The organism is Flavobacterium sp. LC2016-13 (genome assembly GCF_009707955.1).
In the GTDB taxonomy this organism is placed as follows: Bacteria; Bacteroidota; Bacteroidia; order Flavobacteriales; family Flavobacteriaceae; genus Flavobacterium.
On record NZ_WMDQ01000001.1, the window covers coordinates 752,362 to 771,985 of the forward strand.

General features: G+C 31.1%; 25 protein-coding genes. 18 read left to right on the forward strand and 7 right to left on the reverse strand.

Annotated features, from left to right (window positions below):
* Positions 1-38 precede the first annotated feature (38 nt).
* Entirely contained in the window at positions 39-1,031 is a 993-nt protein-coding gene (locus GKZ86_RS03260) for a tetratricopeptide repeat protein (RefSeq protein ID WP_154781670.1), read from the reverse strand.
* Between the two features lie 53 nt (positions 1,032-1,084).
* Positions 1,085-1,561 (reverse strand): TspO/MBR family protein, encoded by a 477-nt coding sequence (locus GKZ86_RS03265; RefSeq protein ID WP_154781671.1) that lies wholly within the window; start codon positions 1,559-1,561, stop codon positions 1,085-1,087.
* 163 nt (positions 1,562-1,724) lie between these two features.
* On the opposite strand from GKZ86_RS03265, the gene GKZ86_RS03270 reads away from it, so the two are divergent.
* The 6 genes from GKZ86_RS03270 to GKZ86_RS03295 all read left to right on the forward strand — a co-directional run bounded on the left by GKZ86_RS03270 (position 1,725) and on the right by GKZ86_RS03295 (position 7,008).
* Positions 1,725-2,807 (forward strand): diphosphomevalonate/mevalonate 3,5-bisphosphate decarboxylase family protein, encoded by a 1,083-nt coding sequence (locus GKZ86_RS03270; protein ID WP_154781672.1) that lies wholly within the window; start codon positions 1,725-1,727, stop codon positions 2,805-2,807.
* Between the two features lie 46 nt (positions 2,808-2,853).
* Positions 2,854-3,108 carry a hypothetical protein gene (locus tag GKZ86_RS03275; RefSeq protein ID WP_154781673.1) on the forward strand — a complete coding sequence of 85 codons (255 nt, stop codon included), beginning with the start codon at positions 2,854-2,856 and terminating at the stop codon, positions 3,106-3,108.
* A 49-nt stretch (positions 3,109-3,157) separates the two neighbouring features.
* The gene (locus GKZ86_RS03280; RefSeq protein WP_059114834.1) at positions 3,158-4,096 is read left to right on the forward strand and encodes a mevalonate kinase; all 939 of its coding nucleotides are present in this window, start codon (positions 3,158-3,160) and stop codon (positions 4,094-4,096) included.
* A gap of 61 nt (positions 4,097-4,157) precedes the next feature.
* Complete coding sequence (locus GKZ86_RS03285) at positions 4,158-4,748, forward strand: DUF502 domain-containing protein (protein ID WP_154781674.1); 591 nt, start codon at positions 4,158-4,160, stop codon at positions 4,746-4,748.
* Positions 4,749-4,811: 63 nt separating this feature from the next.
* On the forward strand, positions 4,812-5,768 hold the full coding sequence (locus GKZ86_RS03290; RefSeq protein WP_154781675.1) for a geranylgeranylglycerol-phosphate geranylgeranyltransferase: 957 nt from the start codon (positions 4,812-4,814) through the stop codon (positions 5,766-5,768).
* A 331-nt stretch (positions 5,769-6,099) separates the two neighbouring features.
* Positions 6,100-7,008, forward strand: coding sequence for a pseudouridine synthase (locus GKZ86_RS03295; RefSeq protein WP_154781676.1), 909 nt, complete (start codon positions 6,100-6,102; stop codon positions 7,006-7,008).
* Between the two features lie 80 nt (positions 7,009-7,088).
* Here the strand turns inward: GKZ86_RS03295 and GKZ86_RS03300 are convergent, their stop codons facing one another.
* Together GKZ86_RS03300 and GKZ86_RS03305 are read right to left on the reverse strand one after the other, a co-directional pair.
* Entirely contained in the window at positions 7,089-7,685 is a 597-nt protein-coding gene (locus GKZ86_RS03300) for a DUF937 domain-containing protein (RefSeq protein ID WP_154781677.1), read from the reverse strand.
* A gap of 280 nt (positions 7,686-7,965) precedes the next feature.
* Positions 7,966-8,466 carry a DUF456 domain-containing protein gene (locus GKZ86_RS03305; RefSeq protein WP_154781678.1) on the reverse strand — a complete coding sequence of 167 codons (501 nt, stop codon included), beginning with the start codon at positions 8,464-8,466 and terminating at the stop codon, positions 7,966-7,968.
* A 47-nt stretch (positions 8,467-8,513) separates the two neighbouring features.
* Here GKZ86_RS03305 and GKZ86_RS03310 point away from each other — a divergent pair, with 47 nt between their 5' ends.
* Both GKZ86_RS03310 and GKZ86_RS03315 read left to right on the forward strand, forming a co-directional pair.
* Positions 8,514-8,897, forward strand: coding sequence for a hypothetical protein (locus GKZ86_RS03310; protein ID WP_154781679.1), 384 nt, complete (start codon positions 8,514-8,516; stop codon positions 8,895-8,897).
* 37 nt (positions 8,898-8,934) lie between these two features.
* Complete coding sequence (locus GKZ86_RS03315) at positions 8,935-9,420, forward strand: hypothetical protein (protein WP_154781680.1); 486 nt, start codon at positions 8,935-8,937, stop codon at positions 9,418-9,420.
* A 55-nt stretch (positions 9,421-9,475) separates the two neighbouring features.
* Here the strand turns inward: GKZ86_RS03315 and GKZ86_RS03320 are convergent, their stop codons facing one another.
* Positions 9,476-10,579, reverse strand: coding sequence for a glycosyltransferase (locus GKZ86_RS03320; RefSeq protein WP_154781681.1), 1,104 nt, complete (start codon positions 10,577-10,579; stop codon positions 9,476-9,478).
* A complete protein-coding gene (locus GKZ86_RS03325) occupies positions 10,576-11,520 on the reverse strand; it encodes a lysylphosphatidylglycerol synthase domain-containing protein (protein ID WP_154781682.1) in 945 nt (314 codons plus the stop codon). The genes GKZ86_RS03320 and GKZ86_RS03325 overlap by 4 nt, the downstream gene beginning before the upstream one ends.
* A 142-nt stretch (positions 11,521-11,662) precedes the next feature.
* Here GKZ86_RS03325 and ruvC point away from each other — a divergent pair, with 142 nt between their 5' ends.
* The 10 genes from ruvC to GKZ86_RS03375 all read left to right on the forward strand — a co-directional run bounded on the left by ruvC (position 11,663) and on the right by GKZ86_RS03375 (position 18,317).
* Positions 11,663-12,217, forward strand: a complete 555-nt coding sequence (gene ruvC, locus GKZ86_RS03330; protein ID WP_029271706.1) for a crossover junction endodeoxyribonuclease RuvC — start codon at positions 11,663-11,665, stop codon at positions 12,215-12,217.
* Between the two features lie 75 nt (positions 12,218-12,292).
* The gene (locus GKZ86_RS03335; protein ID WP_154781683.1) at positions 12,293-13,177 is read left to right on the forward strand and encodes a DUF6252 family protein; all 885 of its coding nucleotides are present in this window, start codon (positions 12,293-12,295) and stop codon (positions 13,175-13,177) included.
* Positions 13,149-13,370 (forward strand): hypothetical protein, encoded by a 222-nt coding sequence (locus tag GKZ86_RS03340; protein ID WP_154781684.1) that lies wholly within the window; start codon positions 13,149-13,151, stop codon positions 13,368-13,370. The genes GKZ86_RS03335 and GKZ86_RS03340 overlap by 29 nt, the downstream gene beginning before the upstream one ends.
* Before the next feature lie 34 nt (positions 13,371-13,404).
* Positions 13,405-14,265, forward strand: coding sequence for a hypothetical protein (locus tag GKZ86_RS03345; protein WP_154781685.1), 861 nt, complete (start codon positions 13,405-13,407; stop codon positions 14,263-14,265).
* Between the two features lie 60 nt (positions 14,266-14,325).
* Entirely contained in the window at positions 14,326-15,483 is a 1,158-nt protein-coding gene (hemW, locus tag GKZ86_RS03350) for a radical SAM family heme chaperone HemW (protein WP_154781686.1), read from the forward strand.
* Between the two features lie 87 nt (positions 15,484-15,570).
* Positions 15,571-16,338, forward strand: a complete 768-nt coding sequence (locus GKZ86_RS03355; RefSeq protein ID WP_154781687.1) for a cyclase family protein — start codon at positions 15,571-15,573, stop codon at positions 16,336-16,338.
* A gap of 59 nt (positions 16,339-16,397) precedes the next feature.
* Positions 16,398-16,796, forward strand: coding sequence for a GNAT family N-acetyltransferase (locus GKZ86_RS03360; RefSeq protein WP_154781688.1), 399 nt, complete (start codon positions 16,398-16,400; stop codon positions 16,794-16,796).
* Positions 16,796-17,146: a DUF4260 domain-containing protein gene (locus tag GKZ86_RS03365; protein WP_154781689.1), complete on the forward strand. Its 351-nt coding sequence runs from the start codon at positions 16,796-16,798 to the stop codon at positions 17,144-17,146. The genes GKZ86_RS03360 and GKZ86_RS03365 overlap by 1 nt, the downstream gene beginning before the upstream one ends.
* 8 nt (positions 17,147-17,154) lie before the next feature.
* A complete protein-coding gene (locus GKZ86_RS03370; protein ID WP_154781690.1) occupies positions 17,155-17,526 on the forward strand; it encodes an MmcQ/YjbR family DNA-binding protein in 372 nt (123 codons plus the stop codon).
* 71 nt (positions 17,527-17,597) lie between these two features.
* Entirely contained in the window at positions 17,598-18,317 is a 720-nt protein-coding gene (locus tag GKZ86_RS03375; RefSeq protein ID WP_154781691.1) for a PH domain-containing protein, read from the forward strand.
* A gap of 120 nt (positions 18,318-18,437) precedes the next feature.
* Here the strand turns inward: GKZ86_RS03375 and GKZ86_RS03380 are convergent, their stop codons facing one another.
* Positions 18,438-19,538 (reverse strand): DUF4407 domain-containing protein, encoded by a 1,101-nt coding sequence (locus GKZ86_RS03380; RefSeq protein ID WP_154781692.1) that lies wholly within the window; start codon positions 19,536-19,538, stop codon positions 18,438-18,440.
* Positions 19,539-19,624: the final 86 nt, after the last annotated feature.

Genomic DNA, 19,624 nt, shown 5'->3' on the forward strand with positions numbered 1-19,624 from the left:
AGTTTTTTTAAGATATTGTAAAATCCAAAACAAAAATTCTATTTTGTAAAATCATTCAAAATGACATAATCCTTTAAATTCTTCCACTTAAAATAGATCACTATTAAACCGATCAATAAAAGCAAACCAAATATGGAAACAATGACCAAACTGGTTTCGATTTGATTTACATAATCTAAATCTACTCCATCTTTACTTTTTTTTAAAGCATTAATTTTTCCAGTTAAATCCCATGTCTTTTTTTGCAAATAATTAGTGTTACTTTCTGTACTATTAATCATTCTTGCAACTATTAAATCACCCTCATATCCATATGTTCTTGCAGTTCTATAAATTTGAAGCGCATTTTCATGCTCTCCCTTTAGCTCTACAAGATTTCCTAATTCGAAAAGTAAAATTGAAATAATTTTATCTTTTGGTTCAATGAATGACATTCGTTCATTTACTTGAAAGTAAACTGATTTTGCTAATTGGTCTATTTCTTCTTTCGATAAATTTGTTTTCGGAATCCCTGTAGTTCCGAAATTAGTATTAATAAGAAATTGACCTGGCACATCAGACAAATTCTTGATTTTAGCTTCTAATATTTTCAAATGAAGCCATTCAGAACTATTATGTGACTCAGGGTTAATTTCAATTGATTTTTTAATCCAATCGTATGCTTTCTGATTTTCCCCCATTAACTCATAAAGAGTTCCAATATTTGATGCAGTAGAATATCGATTAGGCTTTGTCTTTTCAATATTCAAATACAATTTCAATGCTTCATCATATCTTTTTTGAACAATCAAAACATATCCCTTATCAGATAAATAATCTATATTATTTGTTTTTTTATACAAACCATCAAGCTCCGAAATCAATTTTGGAAAATTATTTATAAAAAAATTATGTCCGTGAGGTACAAGTCCTCTGTAATCAACATAAATTGTAACTCCATTTTTCAATGTTTTAGTTTCACCATTTAAACAAGCAAAACTCTTAAATGAGATTAAAACAAAAACAACAACATAAGCCTTGAATTTATTCATAAAATAAAATGTATTGATTAAACTTGAAACTAAAAAAACCTGAAACAAAAATTCTACTTATTCAACCACCAAATACTGGCATTCAAAATCGTTGCAAATCCAACCCAAGCTAAATATGGAATCAATAAGTAACCAGCAATTTTATTGATTTTACCGAATTTTAGATACGTTTCATAAATCATTAACCATAAAATCGCGATTTCAATTAAAGCCAACATCGGGTTTTTTAATCCGAAGAATAAATACGACCAAACTGCATTCAATGTTAATTGAATCAAAAAGAAACCTAAAGCTTTTTTTACCTCTTCGTTTTGTTCTTTTATTTTATCCCAAACTAAACCTGCAGCAACCGCCATTAAAATATAAAGAGATGTCCAAACCGGCATAAAAATCCAATTTGGCGGATTAAAAATTGGTTTTTCAATTGTTGGATACCAACTCTCAACGCTTGGTCTCGTAACAATACTTGCAGAATATCCCACGATTAAACAAACGATTAAAGCTATTGCAATTTTGGCTATTTTACCCATTACTATTTTATTTTTTTAGTCAAAAATAGTCAAAAAGAAAGTTTAAACCATATAAGTTATATAAGTTCATTTTAGTAAGTGTGACTTAAATTTTCTTATATAACTTATATGGTAAAATACTTGGTTTAATTTTAAAAACTATCTTTGCCAAAATTTATAATTCATGTTTACAGCAGCTGATTTTATTCCTGAAAAATATACTTCGACTATCGAAAACGGAAACTTTGAGTGGAGCGCTCCCAGCAATATTGCATTAGTAAAATATTGGGGAAAAAAAGACAATCAAATTCCGGCAAATCCTTCCGTTAGTTTCACACTGAATAATTGCAAAACGATTACCAAATTAGGTTTTGAAAAAAGAGATAATCAAAATTCTTTTTCATTCGATTTATTATTTGAAGGAAAACCAAAAGAAGATTTCAAACCAAAAATTCAGAAGTTTTTAGAACGAATTGAAGTTTATTTACCTTTTTTAAAAGACTATCATTTTACGATTGACACACAAAATACGTTTCCGCACAGTTCCGGAATTGCTTCTTCGGCATCTGGAATGGCAGCTTTGGCAATGAATTTTATGAGTTTAGAGAAAGTTTTAAATCCTGAAATGACGGATGAATATTTCTATCAAAAAGCGTCATTCTTAGCGCGTTTAGGTTCAGGAAGTGCATGCCGAAGCGTAAAAGGAAATGTAGTTGTTTGGGGAAATCAGAAAAACATTGAAGGAAGTTCTGATTTATTTGGAGTTGAGTTTCCGCACACAATTCATGAAAATTTCAGGAATTATCAAGACACTATTTTATTAGTTGATAAAGGCGAAAAACAAGTTTCAAGTACCGTTGGGCATGATTTAATGCACAATCATCCGTATGCCGAAAGACGTTTTGCTCAGGCACATGAAAATCTGGATCAATTGATCACAATTTTTGAAAATGGTAATTTAGACGAATTTATTAAAGTTGTCGAAAGTGAAGCTTTGACTTTGCACGCCATGATGATGACTTCGATGCCGTATTTTATTTTGATGAAACCAAATACATTACAGATTATTAATGCAATCTGGAAATTTAGAAATGAAACGCAAATTCCGGTTTGTTTTACACTAGATGCCGGTGCAAATGTTCATGTTTTGTATCCCGAAAACGTTAGAGACAAAATCTTACAATTTATTCAGGACGAATTAGTTGTATTTTGCCAGAATCAGCAGTATATTTGCGACGAAATTGGAGACGGTGCAATTGCATTATAATTTTCCGTATCTTTAATAATTATAATATCTTTTTTGGTCAATAATTATGAATAGTGCAACTATAAAACTTTCCGATTTATTTAGAAAAGAACTTAATCTCGATGAGAGTAAGGCTAAGGAATTTGTTGAAGCTATTGACAGAACCATTAGTGAAGAAATTAGACAAGATAAAAATGAAATTGCTTCTAAAGATTTTGTAAAAAAAGAAATTACAGATGCAAAAAATGACATGATAAAATGGTTTGTTGGCCTATTTTTTGCTCTGGCCATGATGATTATTGGATTATACATTAAAGGTTAATTAAAACGAAGAAATATTCTCCTCAAATTAAGAAAGACATAAAATAAACATGAAAGGACCATTATTTTACTCAAAAATATTACTCTTTGGAGAATACGGAATTATCCGCGACTCTAAAGGACTTTCTATTCCTTATAATTTTTATAATGGTGCTTTAAAGAAAATCGAAGATCCTTCGGCCGAAGCTATTGCATCAAACTCAAGTTTAAAACGTTTTGCAACTTATCTTGAAACTTTACAAACAGAACAACCGGAATTGGTTGCTTTTGATTTGGTAACTTTAAAAAATGATGTTGAAACGGGTATGTATTTCGACTCAAGTATTCCGCAAGGTTACGGAGTTGGAAGTAGCGGTGCTCTTGTTGCTGCTATTTATGACAAATATGCTACGCATAAAATTACGGTTTTAGAGAATTTAACTCGCGAAAAACTGTTGAAACTAAAAAATATATTTGCTCAAATGGAGAGTTTTTTCCACGGAAAAAGTTCTGGTTTAGATCCTTTAAACAGTTATTTGAGTATTCCGATTTTAATTAATTCTAAAGATAATATTGAAGCAACCGGAATTCCGACTCAAAGTTTTGACGGAAAAGGGGCTGTGTTCTTATTAGATTCAGGAATTGTAGGCGAAACGGCTCCGATGGTGAACATTTTCATGGAAAACCTAAAAGACAAAGGTTTCCGTGCAATGCTTAAAAACCAATTCGTAAAATATACAGACGCTTGTGTAGAGAACTTTTTACATGGTGACATGAAATCGTTATTCACCAACACTAAAAAGCTTTCAAAGGTCGTTTTAAATAATTTTAAACCAATGATTCCTGAACAATTTCATGGAATCTGGCAAAACGGAATTGACACAAACGATTATTATTTAAAACTTTGTGGTTCTGGCGGTGGCGGCTATATTCTGGGTTTTACTCAGGATTTAGAACGTGCAAAAGCTTCTTTAAAAGACTATAAATTAGAAGTGGTTTATCAATTCTAATAATAAATAGCTTTAAGGCAGCTTTCAGTTCGCTGAAAATTATTACTCAAAAGCTATTTATATGAAAAATATTCTAAAAATCATCAAAGCAACTTTTTTGGGAGGAATATTTTTTTTAGCTCCTTTAATTTTATTGATTGTTCTTTTAGAGAAGGGATATAATATTGTTCAAAAAATTACGCTCCCACTTGTAAGCCTTTTGCCAAGAGTAAAAATTTTAGGATTGGCTCTTCAGGAACTTATCGGAATATTAATTATAATTATCATTTGTTTTCTAGCTGGTTTACTTGCCCGAAAAGCAAAAGCACAAAAATTAATACAAAAATTAGAAGATGGAGTATTAAGCTTTGTTCCCGGTTATTCTTTCATGAAAAAGATGAACGAAAACATAGTGGGTTTTGAGTCTAATGAAGAATTAAAAGTCGTTCTGGTTCCTACAGATGCCGGTTTGCAATTTGCTTTTTTAATCGAACAAATAGATGAAAATAATTTTTCAGTTTTCATTCCGGATGCTCCAAATCCCTGGAGCGGCTCTGTTTGTTTTGTAAATAAAAAAGACATCAAAGAGTTAGAAATTTCTCAAAAAGAAGCTTTAGCGTGTATACGAAAATTAGGGTATGGTTCTGCAGCATTATTAAAAAATAAACTTTGATTTTTCTTTTCCATCAATAAAAAAATCCTAATTTAGACCTAAATCCAAAAACTTAAATAAAAAATGTTAAGCAGACAGCACAAACTTTTAGTAATGAAAATTGTTAGTTTGTTCTCTGTGGTAAGAGGTTACAACATTCCAATTATTGTTTTGGCACAATATTTATCAGCCATTTTTATATTAGCTCCGGAAAAAAGAGCTCTTGACATTTTATTGGATTTCAATTTATTCTTGATTGTTTTTGCTTCGGCTATTACAATTGCTTCGGGTTATATTATCAATAATTTTTACGACAGCCAGAAAGATTTAATCAACAGACCCAACAAATCGATGTTGGATCGTTTGGTGAGTCAAAAAACAAAATTATCGGTTTATTTTAGTTTAAATTTCCTGGCTGTTTTAATGGCGTTGATTGTTTCATGGCGCGCTTTCCTATTCTTTTCGGTTTATATTTTCCTGATTTGGTTTTACTCTCATAAAATAAAAAAATACGCTATAATTGGCAATCTAACATCGGCGCTATTGGCTGTTGTTCCGTTTTTTGCCATTTTATTATATTTCTATAACAAGATTTTATTTGAGGAAATAGAAAATCACATGAATCATTTTGCAGTAATTTCAGCACATGCCATGTTTTTGTTTTTGCTTTTGCTAATACGCGAAATGATAAAAGATCTTGAAAACTTAAAAGGCGATTTAGCAAACGATTACCAAACTATTCCAATATTATATAACGAAACGGTTTCAAAACAAATTATTACTGTTTTAATCTTCATGACAGTAATTCCTGTTTATGTTTTAATCAACATTTATGATGTGGGTTATATGGATATTTACTTTTACGCCTGCTTTATTGCACTGTTATTCTTCTTGCTTTATCTCTGGAAATCAAATTCTAAAGAACAATATTTACTACTTCATAATGTATTGAAATTCTTGATTGTTTCTGGTGTTTTTTGCATTGTTTTGATTAATCCGAGTGTTTTATGGCACGGAAAGAATTTGCTTTCACGTTTTTAATATCTATTTCACAAAGATTCACAAAGATTCACGAAAATAGCACGGAGTTACACAAAATCTGATCAAAAATGCTTTGCAAATCTCTACGCAATAACTTTTCAAAATGTTTAAAAGAAGCCCATTTGTTTGATTCTAGCCCCGATAGCGTGGAAATCCTTTTATTTTTTGCCGTCAAAAAATAAAAGATTGGAACAATAGCGGGAAACCATGACCAAAAAAAGCTCATTGTGATGCTTCTGAAAGACTTAAAATTTATAGCTATTAATCTAAGAACAATGAACTTAGGATTATTTAGCAAGAATAAACTATCTTTGCACAAATTACAGAATTTATGAACAAAAAGGAAGGCAATAATAAAGGTGGTGGTTCTAGACCAAATAGCTCTAGGCCAAACTCTAACAAGCCAAAACCTGCCATGGCGAAGCGCGCTCAAGGGCCAAAAAAAGTGAAACCTGCTGTTAAGGCTGCTGAAGAAGAAAAGGCAGAAAAAATTAAAAAACAGAATCAGGCTCCAAAAAGACAAAAAGCTTCAGACGAAATTCGTTTGAACAAATACATTTCTAATTCAGGTGTTTGTTCTCGTCGTGATGCAGATATATACATTCAGTCTGGAAACGTAAAAGTAAATGGCGTTCCGGTAACTGAAATGGGTTATTTAGTAAAATTAAATGATGTTGTAAATTTTGACGGTGTTACTTTGACTCCTGAAAAGAAAGAATACATTCTATTGAACAAGCCTAAAAACTTTACAACGGCTCTTGATGAAGGTCAGGAATACCGTAATGTTTTGGAATTGGTTCGTGGTTCTACCAATGCAAAAATTGCTCCGATTGGAAGAATGGACAAAAACACAACTGGTTTGTTGTTGTTTACAAACGATACTGATATGATTCGTAAATTTACTTTACCGAGTCAGAAATCATCTAAAATTTATCAGGTTTCGTTAGATAAAAACTTGAAATATGAGGATTTAGAAAAAATTAGTAAAGGTTTAGTTCTTGACGGACACCGAGTGTTTGTTGAAGAAGTTAGTTATATTGATAATGAACCTAAGAGCGAAATTGGCCTAAAACTGCGTTCATCTAACGTAAAAGTGGTTCGTGCAATATTTGAACACTTTAGTTATGATGTGTTGCGTATTGATCGTGTATCTTTTGCTGGTTTAACCAAAAAGAATTTACCAAGAGGTAACTGGCGCTTTTTGACCGAACAAGAAGTTATCAATTTGAAAAACGTTTAAGAAACGCTTCAAATTAAACAATATAAATCCTGTTTTACAATTGTAAAATGGGATTTTTTATTTTAAAAAAATATGGAATACTAAAAAAAGTTATGTCCGAAAAGTGTAAAAACAGATCTGCCCATAGCTTGATTTTTATCTTCAACTGTTTCGTGGCATGAAAAACCAAGGATGATTTTTATTCCAGGCTGAATACTGTTAAGAATATCTCGCTTTTGCTCTTCTAACAATAATTTTAAACTTTTTAATAACTGAGCATTATTTTTAAGATATGAAACAACTAGTAGTGCTGAAAAATTAAGTATTTCTCTTGCTGTTTCACTTTTGATTCCTACTTCGTTTGAAATCATTTCAGAAATTCTTCCTTTTTTGTTGCTGAAGATCTCTTTTAACAACTCGTTTCCTTCGATACGGTAACAATCATCTACAGATAAAATTCTTCCTGAAGTAAAATCGACTTCTCCGTAAAACACAGAATCATCTGCAATTAATGAAGTGATATTTTTATAAAAACCCGACTCCTCGGCTTTATTATACAAGCCCATTAAAACTGTACCGATCGAGACATCGATTCCTTTAATTAACAGAGCATCATTTTCGAAATAAAATTTATTTAATTTTGAAACAACATTAGAAGAAATAAAACGTCTAAGTTCAATTTGTAGGTTAGGAGTCATATGTTATAGTTTTAAAATTTATTTAAATCCATTCTAAATAATCGACTAAGTGGGGCTTTTTGTCGTTTATCAGGATAAAAATATAAAATATTTTAACATTTCCAAAAATTAAGTTAAAAAGTTATGGGGTAATTTTGACCATTTCTGACATCAAAATATCAAAGTCCCAATAAATATAACACTTTCGTTCTCAAAATAAGATAAAAAAAATATTTTGAAAAACTGTTATTTTTTCAAAAAAAATCAAAATATAAGAAAAATATTAACATATCAGCATTCTTTAAAACAACAATAATCTGTTTTGCCACACAATAGTTAAGAAAATTCCAAGAAAAACTATACAAAACATAAAATTAATGAAGCTAGAGGCCAGAAAACCGAGCAACGAGCCAGTAGCTGCTTTTATTGCACGTGTATGGTTTTTAGAATCGTAAATCATTTCTCCCACAAAAGCACCTACAAACGGTCCTATAATTACCCCAAAAGGTATTGGAGAAAGAATACCAACGATTAAACCAATATTTGTTCCCCAGATTCCGTACGAACTGCCACCAAATTTTTTTGTTCCATGAGCGGGAATTACATAATCGAGAATTGTAATTATTATAGTAATTACAAGAGTTATACCCAAAACCCAATAATTATTTTCGACTGCTTTTGTGAGGTATAATAATAAAAGACCAACCCAACAACTGCTTAAACCAGGTAAAACAGGTAAAAAACTACCAAAAACACCAACAATTATGCATATAAAACCAAGTGTTAACAATAGTAAATCCATATATTTTTTTGTAATTTTGTCTCTTAAATCGTCAGAAAAATTAGACAATGCGAAACGTTTTAAAATTAATTCTTTTTTGCTCTTTGATCGTCGCGACCAATAGTTATACTTATGCTCAAACTAAAAAACTGTCTGTAGATGACCAATTGCTTCAGGACAGTATATATAAAAGTAATAAGAAAAAGGTATTAAATTTCTCAATGAAGGAATTTGATGCTCTTTTTTTTGAATACTTTACCCGTAAAAACAATCCGGATATTATGTTGAGCAAAACCGAGTTTTATAATTATACGGTGCAGATTGCAACTTTTTCTGATCGTTTGGCAAAATTATATCCGGATCAAAAAGAAGTTGCAGCCCAAAATAAAGAAAAATGGCTTGCTGAAAACTATGAAGAATATCTGGAATACAAACAAAGCCAAAAAAAATAATCGTATTTTTACAATAATCAGCCCTAAACAATAAATCTTGAAGCAGTTACTCTTTTTTTTAATTATATTACTTTTCAATTCTTGTCAATATTTTGAGAAGCAGGTCCCGTCTGAAAAAGAATTACTTCAAAAAGAACTTAAATCTATCAATTGGAAAGTGGTTGACGAATATCCGTCTGTAGTTGATTGCGAAAAAATTAATGATAAAAAACAACGTCAAAAGTGCTTTTTTGAGGTAATGTCACAACTTATTCAGGAAAAATTAGATATTGACAGCTTATCTATTATGTATCCGGAACTTGATACTATCGATGTAAAAGTTACCGTGTTTCCTAACGCTACAATGAAATTTGAACCACAATTTCCTAAAGATTCTGTAGATTATGATACCACAAAAATAGATAGTATTCTACGCGCACGACTGGTCGATTTTCCTAAAGTAAATCCTGCCATAAAACGTGGTGTTCCTGTAAAAACCCAGTTTATTTTGCCTGTAATTATTAAGGCAAAAGAAAATAAATAAACTTAATTTTCTGGTTTGAAACTTGAATTTTTCTTTTGAATTTTAATATTAAATCCTATTTTCCAAAACGTCTGTCTTTCCATTCATACGAACCAAAAAGACTATATAATGCTACTGACGAACTGAAAAAAGGATAAAATATACTGCTTAAAATCAAATATTTAATTCTTTCTTTTGTCAAAAACTGGTTTGTGTTATAAAGCAAAATAAAATCTACTGCAAACTTTAAAAAAACATATAAACCGAGAAATTGCCAGGAGAAAATTCCTGAAATAAAAAGCACAAAACCGATCACAAAAGTCAAATTTCCAAAGAAAACAACTAATCCTAAAAACTTACCAAAAGTACTTTGGTACGAACTTGTTTTGGCTGCCCAACGCACTCTTTGATAAAATAATGATTTCCAATCTTCGGTTGGTTTTGTTGCTACAATTGCTTCTTCCGATTTTAAATAATGAACTTCATTGGGAAATAATGCTGCTGCTTTTTGTAATAAAAAAACATCATCGCCGCTGGCAATTTTATTATTGCCTTCAAACCCGTTTAGTTTTTCGAATAATGATTTGGTGTATGCAAAATTAGCTCCATTGCACATAAATGCCTTTTTTAAACCAAAACTTCCAATTGTTGCTCCTTGTAAACTCGTTAAATCTAATTGTTGAAAATGATCTAAAAAAGAATTTTCGCATTTATAAGAAACAGCTCCGGCCAACATTGAAACTTTATTTTCCTGGATATAATTATCGAATGTTATAAGCCAGTTTTCAGGCACAATACAATCTGCATCTGTCGTAATAACCCAATTGAATTTTGCATGTTGCATTGCCGTTGAAATAGCATCTTTTTTAGGTGAACTTGAAATTCGAATATTATCAATTATCGAAACCTGAAATCCGAAATCTGAAACCTGAAACTTTTGCTTTGAACTATCATCAACCAAAATCACTTCAAATAATTCATTTGGGTAATTAAGCACTGAAAAACTGTTTAAAAGCTTTGGCAGATTTTCTTCTTCATTTCGAAACGGAACTATAATTGTAAAACTTGTTTTGGGTTTTAAATTCGGTTTTCGATATTTTTTCACTTTGGTAAAACCATAAATAAGTAAGCCAATACTAATGATATAAATGCTTAATATGAAGAAAAAAACCAAAATCATGTTGTTGGTTTAGTTTTAAAATTCAATACAAAATAACTTCCTAAAATGACTGGTAAAACCACATTTAGAAACCACATCAAAGTACTTATAAAAACTACAATCCATTCGTTTACACCAAGAATTCCGAAAAAATAAATCGCAACACTTCCTTTTACAGCAAAATCCAGAAACTGAAAAGTAGGCAAAGATGAAGCTAAAAAATAAACTACTGCAATTGTTGCAATCAATGTAAAATAAGGCAAATCAACATCAAAAGCCAAAAACAAAAAGTAATATTGATGCGAAAAAACAACGTAACGCAATGTGCCTAAAAAGATGTTTCGTTGATGAATTGGTTTTGGAATTCCATTAATTTTATGAAGCAATTTTTCAATGGAATATCCTTTGATTTTTATTTTCTTTAAAAAGAAGAAAACCACAAAGATTAAAACAAAAATTGCAAATAAAATCCCGACTGTTTTGGTTGTGATAACATTGAATTTTGCATTGAAATATAACAATCCGAAAATGCCAAAAACAACGGTTAAAATCATTTGGATTCCGTTGCAGATTAAATTCAGAAAAACTACTTTTTTAGCTTCAGATTTTGGATAATACAACGCTTTTCCGGCATACTCTCCTACTCCATTTGGTGTGAAAATTCCGGCGGTTAATGCTGCCAAAACTTCTTTTGTGGCTTGGTAAACGGAGGTTTCCTGAATTACTTTAGCAAGATTTTGCCATTTTAAAATTTCGAAATAACGATTTAAAACACTCAAAAGCAATATAAACCCAATTCCTAAAACCGATTGATTTTTACGAAACAACGTGATAAACTTTTGCCAGTCGAGTTTGTCGTTATTTGCCAATTGATTGTAAATAAAATAAAATGCGCCACCAATAATCAAAAGTTTGACTAGAAGAACAAGGAATTGTTTAGCTTTGTGAGGAATTGAAATCATGCTGCAAAGTAAAGGAAACTATTGCGAAAAAGCTATTTCACAAAGATTCGCAAAGGAGTCACAAAAATACACGAAGAGATTGAAAAAAACTTTACAATCTCTGTGTTAAGTTGGTGATACTTTGTGTAACCCACAATAAAAAATGACAAAAGAACGCATCATATTAGGTATTGACCCAGGAACCACAATTATGGGTTTTGGATTAATAAAAGTCATCAATAAAAAAATGGAATTTTTGCAGTTAAACGAATTGCAATTGTCCAAATATGACAATCATTATCAAAAACTAAAAATTATTTTTGAACGTACGATTGAATTAATTGAAACACATCATCCTGATGAAATTGCGATTGAAGCTCCGTTTTTTGGCAAAAACGTACAATCTATGTTAAAATTGGGTCGCGCACAAGGTGTCGCAATGGCAGCGGGACTTTCAAGAGATATTCCGATTACAGAATACGAGCCTAAAAAAATAAAAATGGCAATTACCGGAAACGGAAATGCCAGTAAAGAACAGGTAGCCAAAATGTTGCAACAACTTTTAGGTTTAAAAGAATTACCAAAAAATCTGGATTCTACGGATGGTTTGGCAGCAGCAGTTTGTCACTTTTTTAATTCAGGAAAAATTGTTGCAGGAAAAAGTTATACAGGCTGGGATGCTTTTGTGAAACAAAATGAAGATAAGATTAGAAAATAAAACATTTATTACTTTAAAAACCAATCCAAAAACATTTACAAACCAATGACAAAACTAAAATTTATTAGCTTTCTAATGCTTTCAGTATTAATTTCTTCATGTGCATCTGATTCCGATACAGATAATGATAAGCAAAAAGCAGAATATAATATTAATTTTAATAACACTCCTCTTCTCTTCCCGGACCTAAAGGCTACCAGAGATGGTGATTATTTCTTTATTGGTGAATCTGACGATTTTCCTCCAACTCCTCGACCTGAACAAATAGCAACGGATTTTACGTTATATTTTCATAAAGATGGGACTTTATTTACAGCAGGAATTCATGACAATTCATCGAAGAATGGTCTTTCTTCTCCTTTCTACTTTTCAAAAAACCTTTTTAAATTTAATATTGAAAATATTGATGAAACAAATAAAAAAATAAAAGTGAACTTTAGCGGGAATGTATATGAACATTATGGGAGCCAAATTTATCAATATAATAAAAAATTAGATGGTTCTATTTCGATAAGCTACTCTGAAAAAGGCGAGGTTAATTCATACAAAACAAATGGAACAACTATGAAAATAAACGGTCAAAACTGGAGAGGTTTAGGCTATGAAGAGTCAGAAGGTTATAGCAAAAACGGGCGTATTATAAAAATTAACGGAGATAATGAATATAGCATAGCTATTTTTTTTCCGAATAGCATACCAAAAAAAGGAAAGTATGTGTTTACTAAGAATTTAGAAATGGATGCATTATATACAGTAAACTTTTATAAATATTATCCAAATACAATTGGACCGGATGATTATTCAACTGGGCCAGAACAATTTATTACTACTGGAGTTTTAGAAATCACAGACTTGAAAGGAAGTAATATAATAGGAACTTTTTCATTTACAGCTGTTAACCCAACTACAAATGAAAGCATTGTAGTAACAAATGGGGTATTCACAGAACGATTATTATAGATTAATTACTGTCAAGAATCTTCATTCACATATCATTTTAGAAACAGGCTCGCCACTATTGCAATTTCACTTTTCGACTTCTATTAAAGACGAAATGCATAGCAACAGTGGCTTGTCACTTTTTAATTCAGGAAAAAGTTATGCAGGTTTGAATGCTTTTATGAAACAAAATGACGATAACATGCGAAAATAGCTATATTTGTTAAAATTAACCTAATATTTAACAAATGACAAAAATTAAATTCGTTGTATTATTTTTATGCGCAACGCTTATTACATCATGTTCTTCTGATGAAAACACTGAAGAAACCCAATCTACAGAAGCTTATTTTAACTTCACTTATAACAATAAAGCACAAAAGGCTAAAACCTGGGAAGCAATTAAACAAGGCGATCTTATAGAGGTTATGGGAACTTCTGAAGAAGGAGTTGTAATTGATTTCAAATTTAATGTTTACGGAAACGTGTATCAGGTTCTTACACATGGAGCTACAGTAACAAGCGAAATTCCTTACTTAGAAGCTTCAGAAAATTTTACTTCTAATACTTTTACCTTTACGATAGAAAATCTAAATACCACAGATAAAACAGTTCAGGTAAAATATTCAGGAAAAGTATATGACGATGCATACGATTATGAATCAGATTTTGTCAATGTAAGCGGTTCATTTAAAGTTTCGTACAAAGAAATTGCTCCAGCAATCGAAGGACAAGGTACTTTTGCTAAATTAGATGGAAAAGACTGGCATGGTTTAGTAATGAGCAGTACAGTTGAAAATCAGGAAACACAAATATTATATGCAGAAAACGATAGCGAATATACAATTGGTATTGCTTTTCCTGATTATGAACCAAAAACAGGAACTTTCAGTTTTACCAATAATTCTGCTAACAGAATTTCTTTTCAAAAATACGATGTTACAACACATGAAACTATAAATTATGATGTTTCTGGAACAATAACATTTACAACTATTAGTGCCTTTTTTGTAACTGGAACATTTAGTTTAACAGCTACACATCCGGTAACAAAAGCCAAAATTGTGATTTCTGGTGGTACATTCAAAGAAGGTTTACCTCTAAATTAAAAAAAGTACAATTTAATATTGATTATTGAAGAGCAAGATTTATCTTGCTCTTTTTTTATTATGTCAGGCATCTACATTCATATTCCTTTTTGCAAACAGGCTTGCCATTATTGCGACTTTCATTTTTCGACTTCAATGAAAAAGAAAGACGAAATGGTTTTGGCTTTGGCCAAAGAAATTGGCATGCGCAAAAATGAGTTTGCGTTTTTCGACTCCGCTCAAAATGACAGCCAAATTGAAACCATTTATTTTGGTGGAGGAACACCTTCTGTATTAACCAATGAAGAAATAAACTTTTTAATTTCTGAAGTTTATAAAAATTATAAAGTTGCAGAAAATCCGGAAATTACGCTTGAAGCAAATCCTGATGATTTGTCTGCAGAAAGAATTTTGGAGTTATCAAAAAGCCTAATAAACCGTTTAAGTATTGGAATTCAGTCTTTTTATGAAGAAGATTTGAAGATGATGAATCGCGCTCATAATTCGGCAGAAGCCATAAAATGTTTGCAGGAAGCCACTAAATATTTTGATAATATTTCGCTTGATTTAATTTATGGAATTCCCGGAATGACTGACGAAATGTGGAAACAGAATATTGAAACTGCTTTGAGTTTTGGTATTCCGCATATTTCGAGTTATGCTTTGACAGTTGAACCGAAAACGGCTTTAAAGAAACTAATTGATGCCGGAAAAATTGCTGAACCTCAGGATGAAGTAGCTTCAAACCATTTTACGATTTTGGTTGAAACACTTCAACAAAATGGTTTTATTCATTACGAATTATCGAATTTTGGAAAAGAAAATTATTTCTCCAAAAACAATTCGGCGTATTGGTTGGGCAAAAAATATATCGGAATCGGGCCTTCGGCACATAGTTATGATGGTGAGAAAAGAGGCTGGAATATTGCTAATAATTCATTGTACTTAAAATCTATTCAGAACGATAAACTTCCTATAGAAACTGAAATCCTAACTGTTTCAGATCGTTATAACGAATATATTATGACGGGATTGCGAACCATTTGGGGCGTATCTTTAGATAGGATTGAAAAAGAATTTGGATCGGAATATTTGAATTATCTCAAACAACAAGCTCAAAAATTCTTAAATGATGATTTACTTTTTATTGAAAATAATATTCTAAAACCAACTTCAAAAGGAAAATTTTTAACGGATGGAATTGCAAGTGATTTGTTTTATTTAAATTTGGAAGAATAAAAATTGGACGCTGATAAAACGGAGGCAAGCAACGCTGATAATTCCGTAAAATCTGCGTTAGAATATTCGTAAAATCCGTGTTCCATTATGCTAGCACTTATTGACAATAAATATCAAGTCGACTTATCAAAACCTATTGATATCTCTATTCCATTAACCAATACAGATGAAAACCCAATTGCCTGGTATATCGAAAAACCGGTTATTGAACCTGTGGTTTTTGGCGATTGGATCGGGAAAGTTTCTGAAGGAAAATCATCTACAAATTTTAATAACATTTTCTTTAATCCGCATGGGCATGGTACACATACGGAATGTTTAGGACATATTACGAAAGATTTTTACAGCATCAATCAATCGCTTAAACAGTTTTTCTTTTTTGCAAAATTGATTACGATTGAGCCTGAAAAAATTGAGGATGATTTGGTGATAACGAAAGAACAAATTGTAAACTTACTTACTGAAAAAACTGAAGCTTTAATCATTAGAACACTTTCAAATCAGCTAGAAAAAAAATCAAGAAAATATTCGAATACAAATCCGCCTTATTTGTCTGAAGACGCTGCAGTTTTCATCCGCGAAAGCGAAATTCAACATTTACTAATTGATTTACCAAGTGTTGACAAAGAACATGACGAAGGAAAATTATTAGCGCACAAAGCATTTTGGAATGTAAAAGACACAGTGAATCTAAATTCTGATGCGAGATTAAACGCGACAATTACTGAAATGATTTATGTGTCTGATGAAATTGAAGATGGAAATTATATACTAAATCTTCAAATCGCTTCGTTTGAAAATGATGCGAGCCCAAGCAAACCAATTCTATATAAAATTGCAGATTTTAGATTGTAGATTTTAGATTACTCTACTGCAAAAAATCTAAAATCTGAACTCTAAAATCTAAAATTAAAATGATTAGTGTCTCAACAGATAAAACCAAACTTGACGTTCCGTTTATACAAAACTTTTTGAAGGATATTTATTGGGCTGCAGGAAGAACTATCGAAGAAGTGCAAACAACAATTGATGCTTCGGTTTGTTTTGGAATTTATTTAAACGATAAACAAATTGGCTTTGCACGTGTTATTACTGATTATATTGTTTTTGCTTATTTAATGGATGTCTTTATTGCTGAAGAACATCGTGGAAAAGGTTATTCTTCTATTTTAATTGAAAATATGATGAACGACCCTCAGCTTAAAAATGTAAAAATTTGGAGATTGGCTACAAGTGATGCACATTTTTTATATGAGAAATTCGGTTTTACAAAATTAAACCATCCTGAAAAAATGATGGAAAAAATAGTATGATGAACACAATTATTAAACTCGAAGAAACGGCTTTATTTATTCTGGGAATTTATTTATTCAGCCTTTTAAATTTTGAATGGTGGTGGTTTTTAGTTTTAATTTTATCGCCAGATTTATCAATGTTGGGATATTTATTTGGAAATAAAAGCGGCGCTTTTTTCTATAATGTATTTCATCATAAAGGAATTGCGGTTTTAATATACATTTTAGGATGTTATTTAAAATTTGAAACATTGCAATTGGCTGGAATTATTTTATTTTCACATTCTGCAATGGATCGTATTTTTGGTTATGGATTAAAATATGAAAAAGGCTTTAAATACACGCATTTAGGTGAAATTGGTAAATAATAAATGATATGAATTTAGAAACATTTTACGAATATTGTCTTTCAAAAAAAGGCGTTAGTGAACATTTCCCTTTTGATGAAGATACTTTGGTTTTTAAAGTGGGCGGAAAAATGTTTGCACTTTCCTCTTTATCGCAATGGGAAAAAAATGAAGCTTCGGTAAATTTAAAATGTGATCCGGAGCGAGCACAGGAACTGAGAGCTGAATATGACGAGATAAAACCGGGATTTCATATGAGTAAAGTGCACTGGAATACGATTGCATTAAACGGAAATTTACCCGTGAAATTCGTAAAAGAACTTATTGACCATTCGTATGAATTGGTGTTCAAAAGTTTGACAAAGAAAATTCAGAATGAAATTATCGAATTAGAAAATTAGGCATTACATTTGCACCGTAAGATAAAAACTTAACAACTCAATTAATTTGCAACTTAGCAACTTATAGAACCATGAAAGAACAATTTAAAAAATTTCTGAACGAAGAACAAGATCCAAAAGCGATTGAAAAAATCACTTCAAAACTCAACGATTTATTGATGAAAGGCGAAGAAGTTGGATATATAGCAGTGCAAAAAAAACCTGCAATTACTGTTTTTCCAGATAGTATAGTTTTAACAAACAAACGAATCATCATCTGTAAACCTAAAAATTTAGGTCTTTCTATGGATTTTACAGATTATACCTGGGATGATATTGCGGGTGCTTTTGTAAAAGAAAACATTTTAGGTTCTGAATTCTCATTTAATACCAATACAGATTTATCTATTTCTATTGATTATATTCCGAAAATTCAAGCCAGAAAAATTTATACTTACGCTAAAGAACAATTAGATTTACTTAAAAATCCAGTTATAATATCAGCTCCAACTATAGAAGCTGCTGTTCCAGTTGAGGAAGTAGCTCCTATTGAAGATGAAATCGAAGAAGTAGAAACTGAAGAAGTAACCAATTATGCCGAAATTTTACCGGCAACAACTCCTTCATACGAAACTTATGAGCCAATTCAGCCAACTCAGACTTCTACTTCAACCGGAGATCGTAAATTAAGCGAATTATCTAAAGAAGAACTTTTTGATAAATTACAGAATTACAAAAAACTTCTTGATAACGGTTTGATTATGCAAGGTGAATATGATGCATATAAAAAAGAAATTTTAAGTTACATGTAATAAGTCTTAAAGTTGGAAAGTCGAAAGTCATAAAGTCATTCACTTTACATAAAATAGAAAAGCCAGAAATAGAAAAACTATTCTGGCTTTTTTTTTGACTTTCGACTTTTGACTTTATGACTAAAGCGTAGCCTTTTGTTTGTCTAAAAAGTTATGTGATTGCAATTCTAATAACTCCTTTGCATTTTTTCGCTGCAAATCATAAAGGCTTTTATCTTCTGCAATATCAGCATAAACTTTATCATGCATTTCGGCACTTGTTTTTACTAATAAATCGCGTTGGTATTTATTTTGCGTCAAAGTTGCCTGCATTGCTGTTTCGGCTTCTTCTTGTTTAAAATCGAATTCACCTTTTGGAGCCAGTAATTTGGCAATAATTGGAGACGTTTCAATCGCCAGAAACAATAACATAATAAAGAACGAAGGCAACCAAGGCAATTTATTCAATGCATTAATACGTGCCATTAAACCATCAAAACCTTCAATAATTGGTTGCGTTTGCAATACTTTTTTATCTAAATCGTCTTGCAATTGTTTTCCTGTTTTTTCTTTTTCGGCAATTTTAGCTTCGTTGATTGTTTTTAAAGCTGCTAATTCTTTTAATGAGGCATCGTGTTTTTCACGTTTTTCTTTATAAACCGGACCTTTTCCTAGTTTTTTAGTTCCTGCGGTTCCTTCTGCTTCTGTAATATAAGTTGAATAAAGTGCGTTTACTTCTTTTTCCTTTTTTAGGATATCAGCTTTTAAAGAAGCAATCTCAGCTTTATTTTTATCCAAATCAGATTTGAAATAGTTACCAACTTGCTTTTTATTGGCTAATTCCATTTCATTTTTTTCTTTCAATAAAACGGTATTGATCTCTTTTTCGAAGATTTTAATTTCCAGAGGTTTAGAAATTACAATAGCAATAATAACTGCCAGCATAATTCTTGGAGTCGCTTGCAGAAATTCATCCATAAAACGATCTCTTTTTTTAATGGTCGAAACGATAAATCGGTCTAGATTAAAAATAAGTAAACTCCATACAAAGCCAAAAATTAAAGCCGGATAAATAGAGTCAAAAACAGTAAAAAGCGCATAAGCACTGGCCAGAAAAGCCATAACTGCGGTAAAAAAAACGGTGGCGCCAATACCAACATATTTGGTTTGCTCGCCTTCTGAGCAGCCTTCGAGAAGATCTCTATCTGCTCCGGAACACAGGATAAAAAATTGTTTTAACATGATTGATGATTTTTGATTGTGATTGATAGGGCAAATTTAGCGCCAAAAATTTAATTCTGACGTAAATAGTTGATTTGTTTTTACTT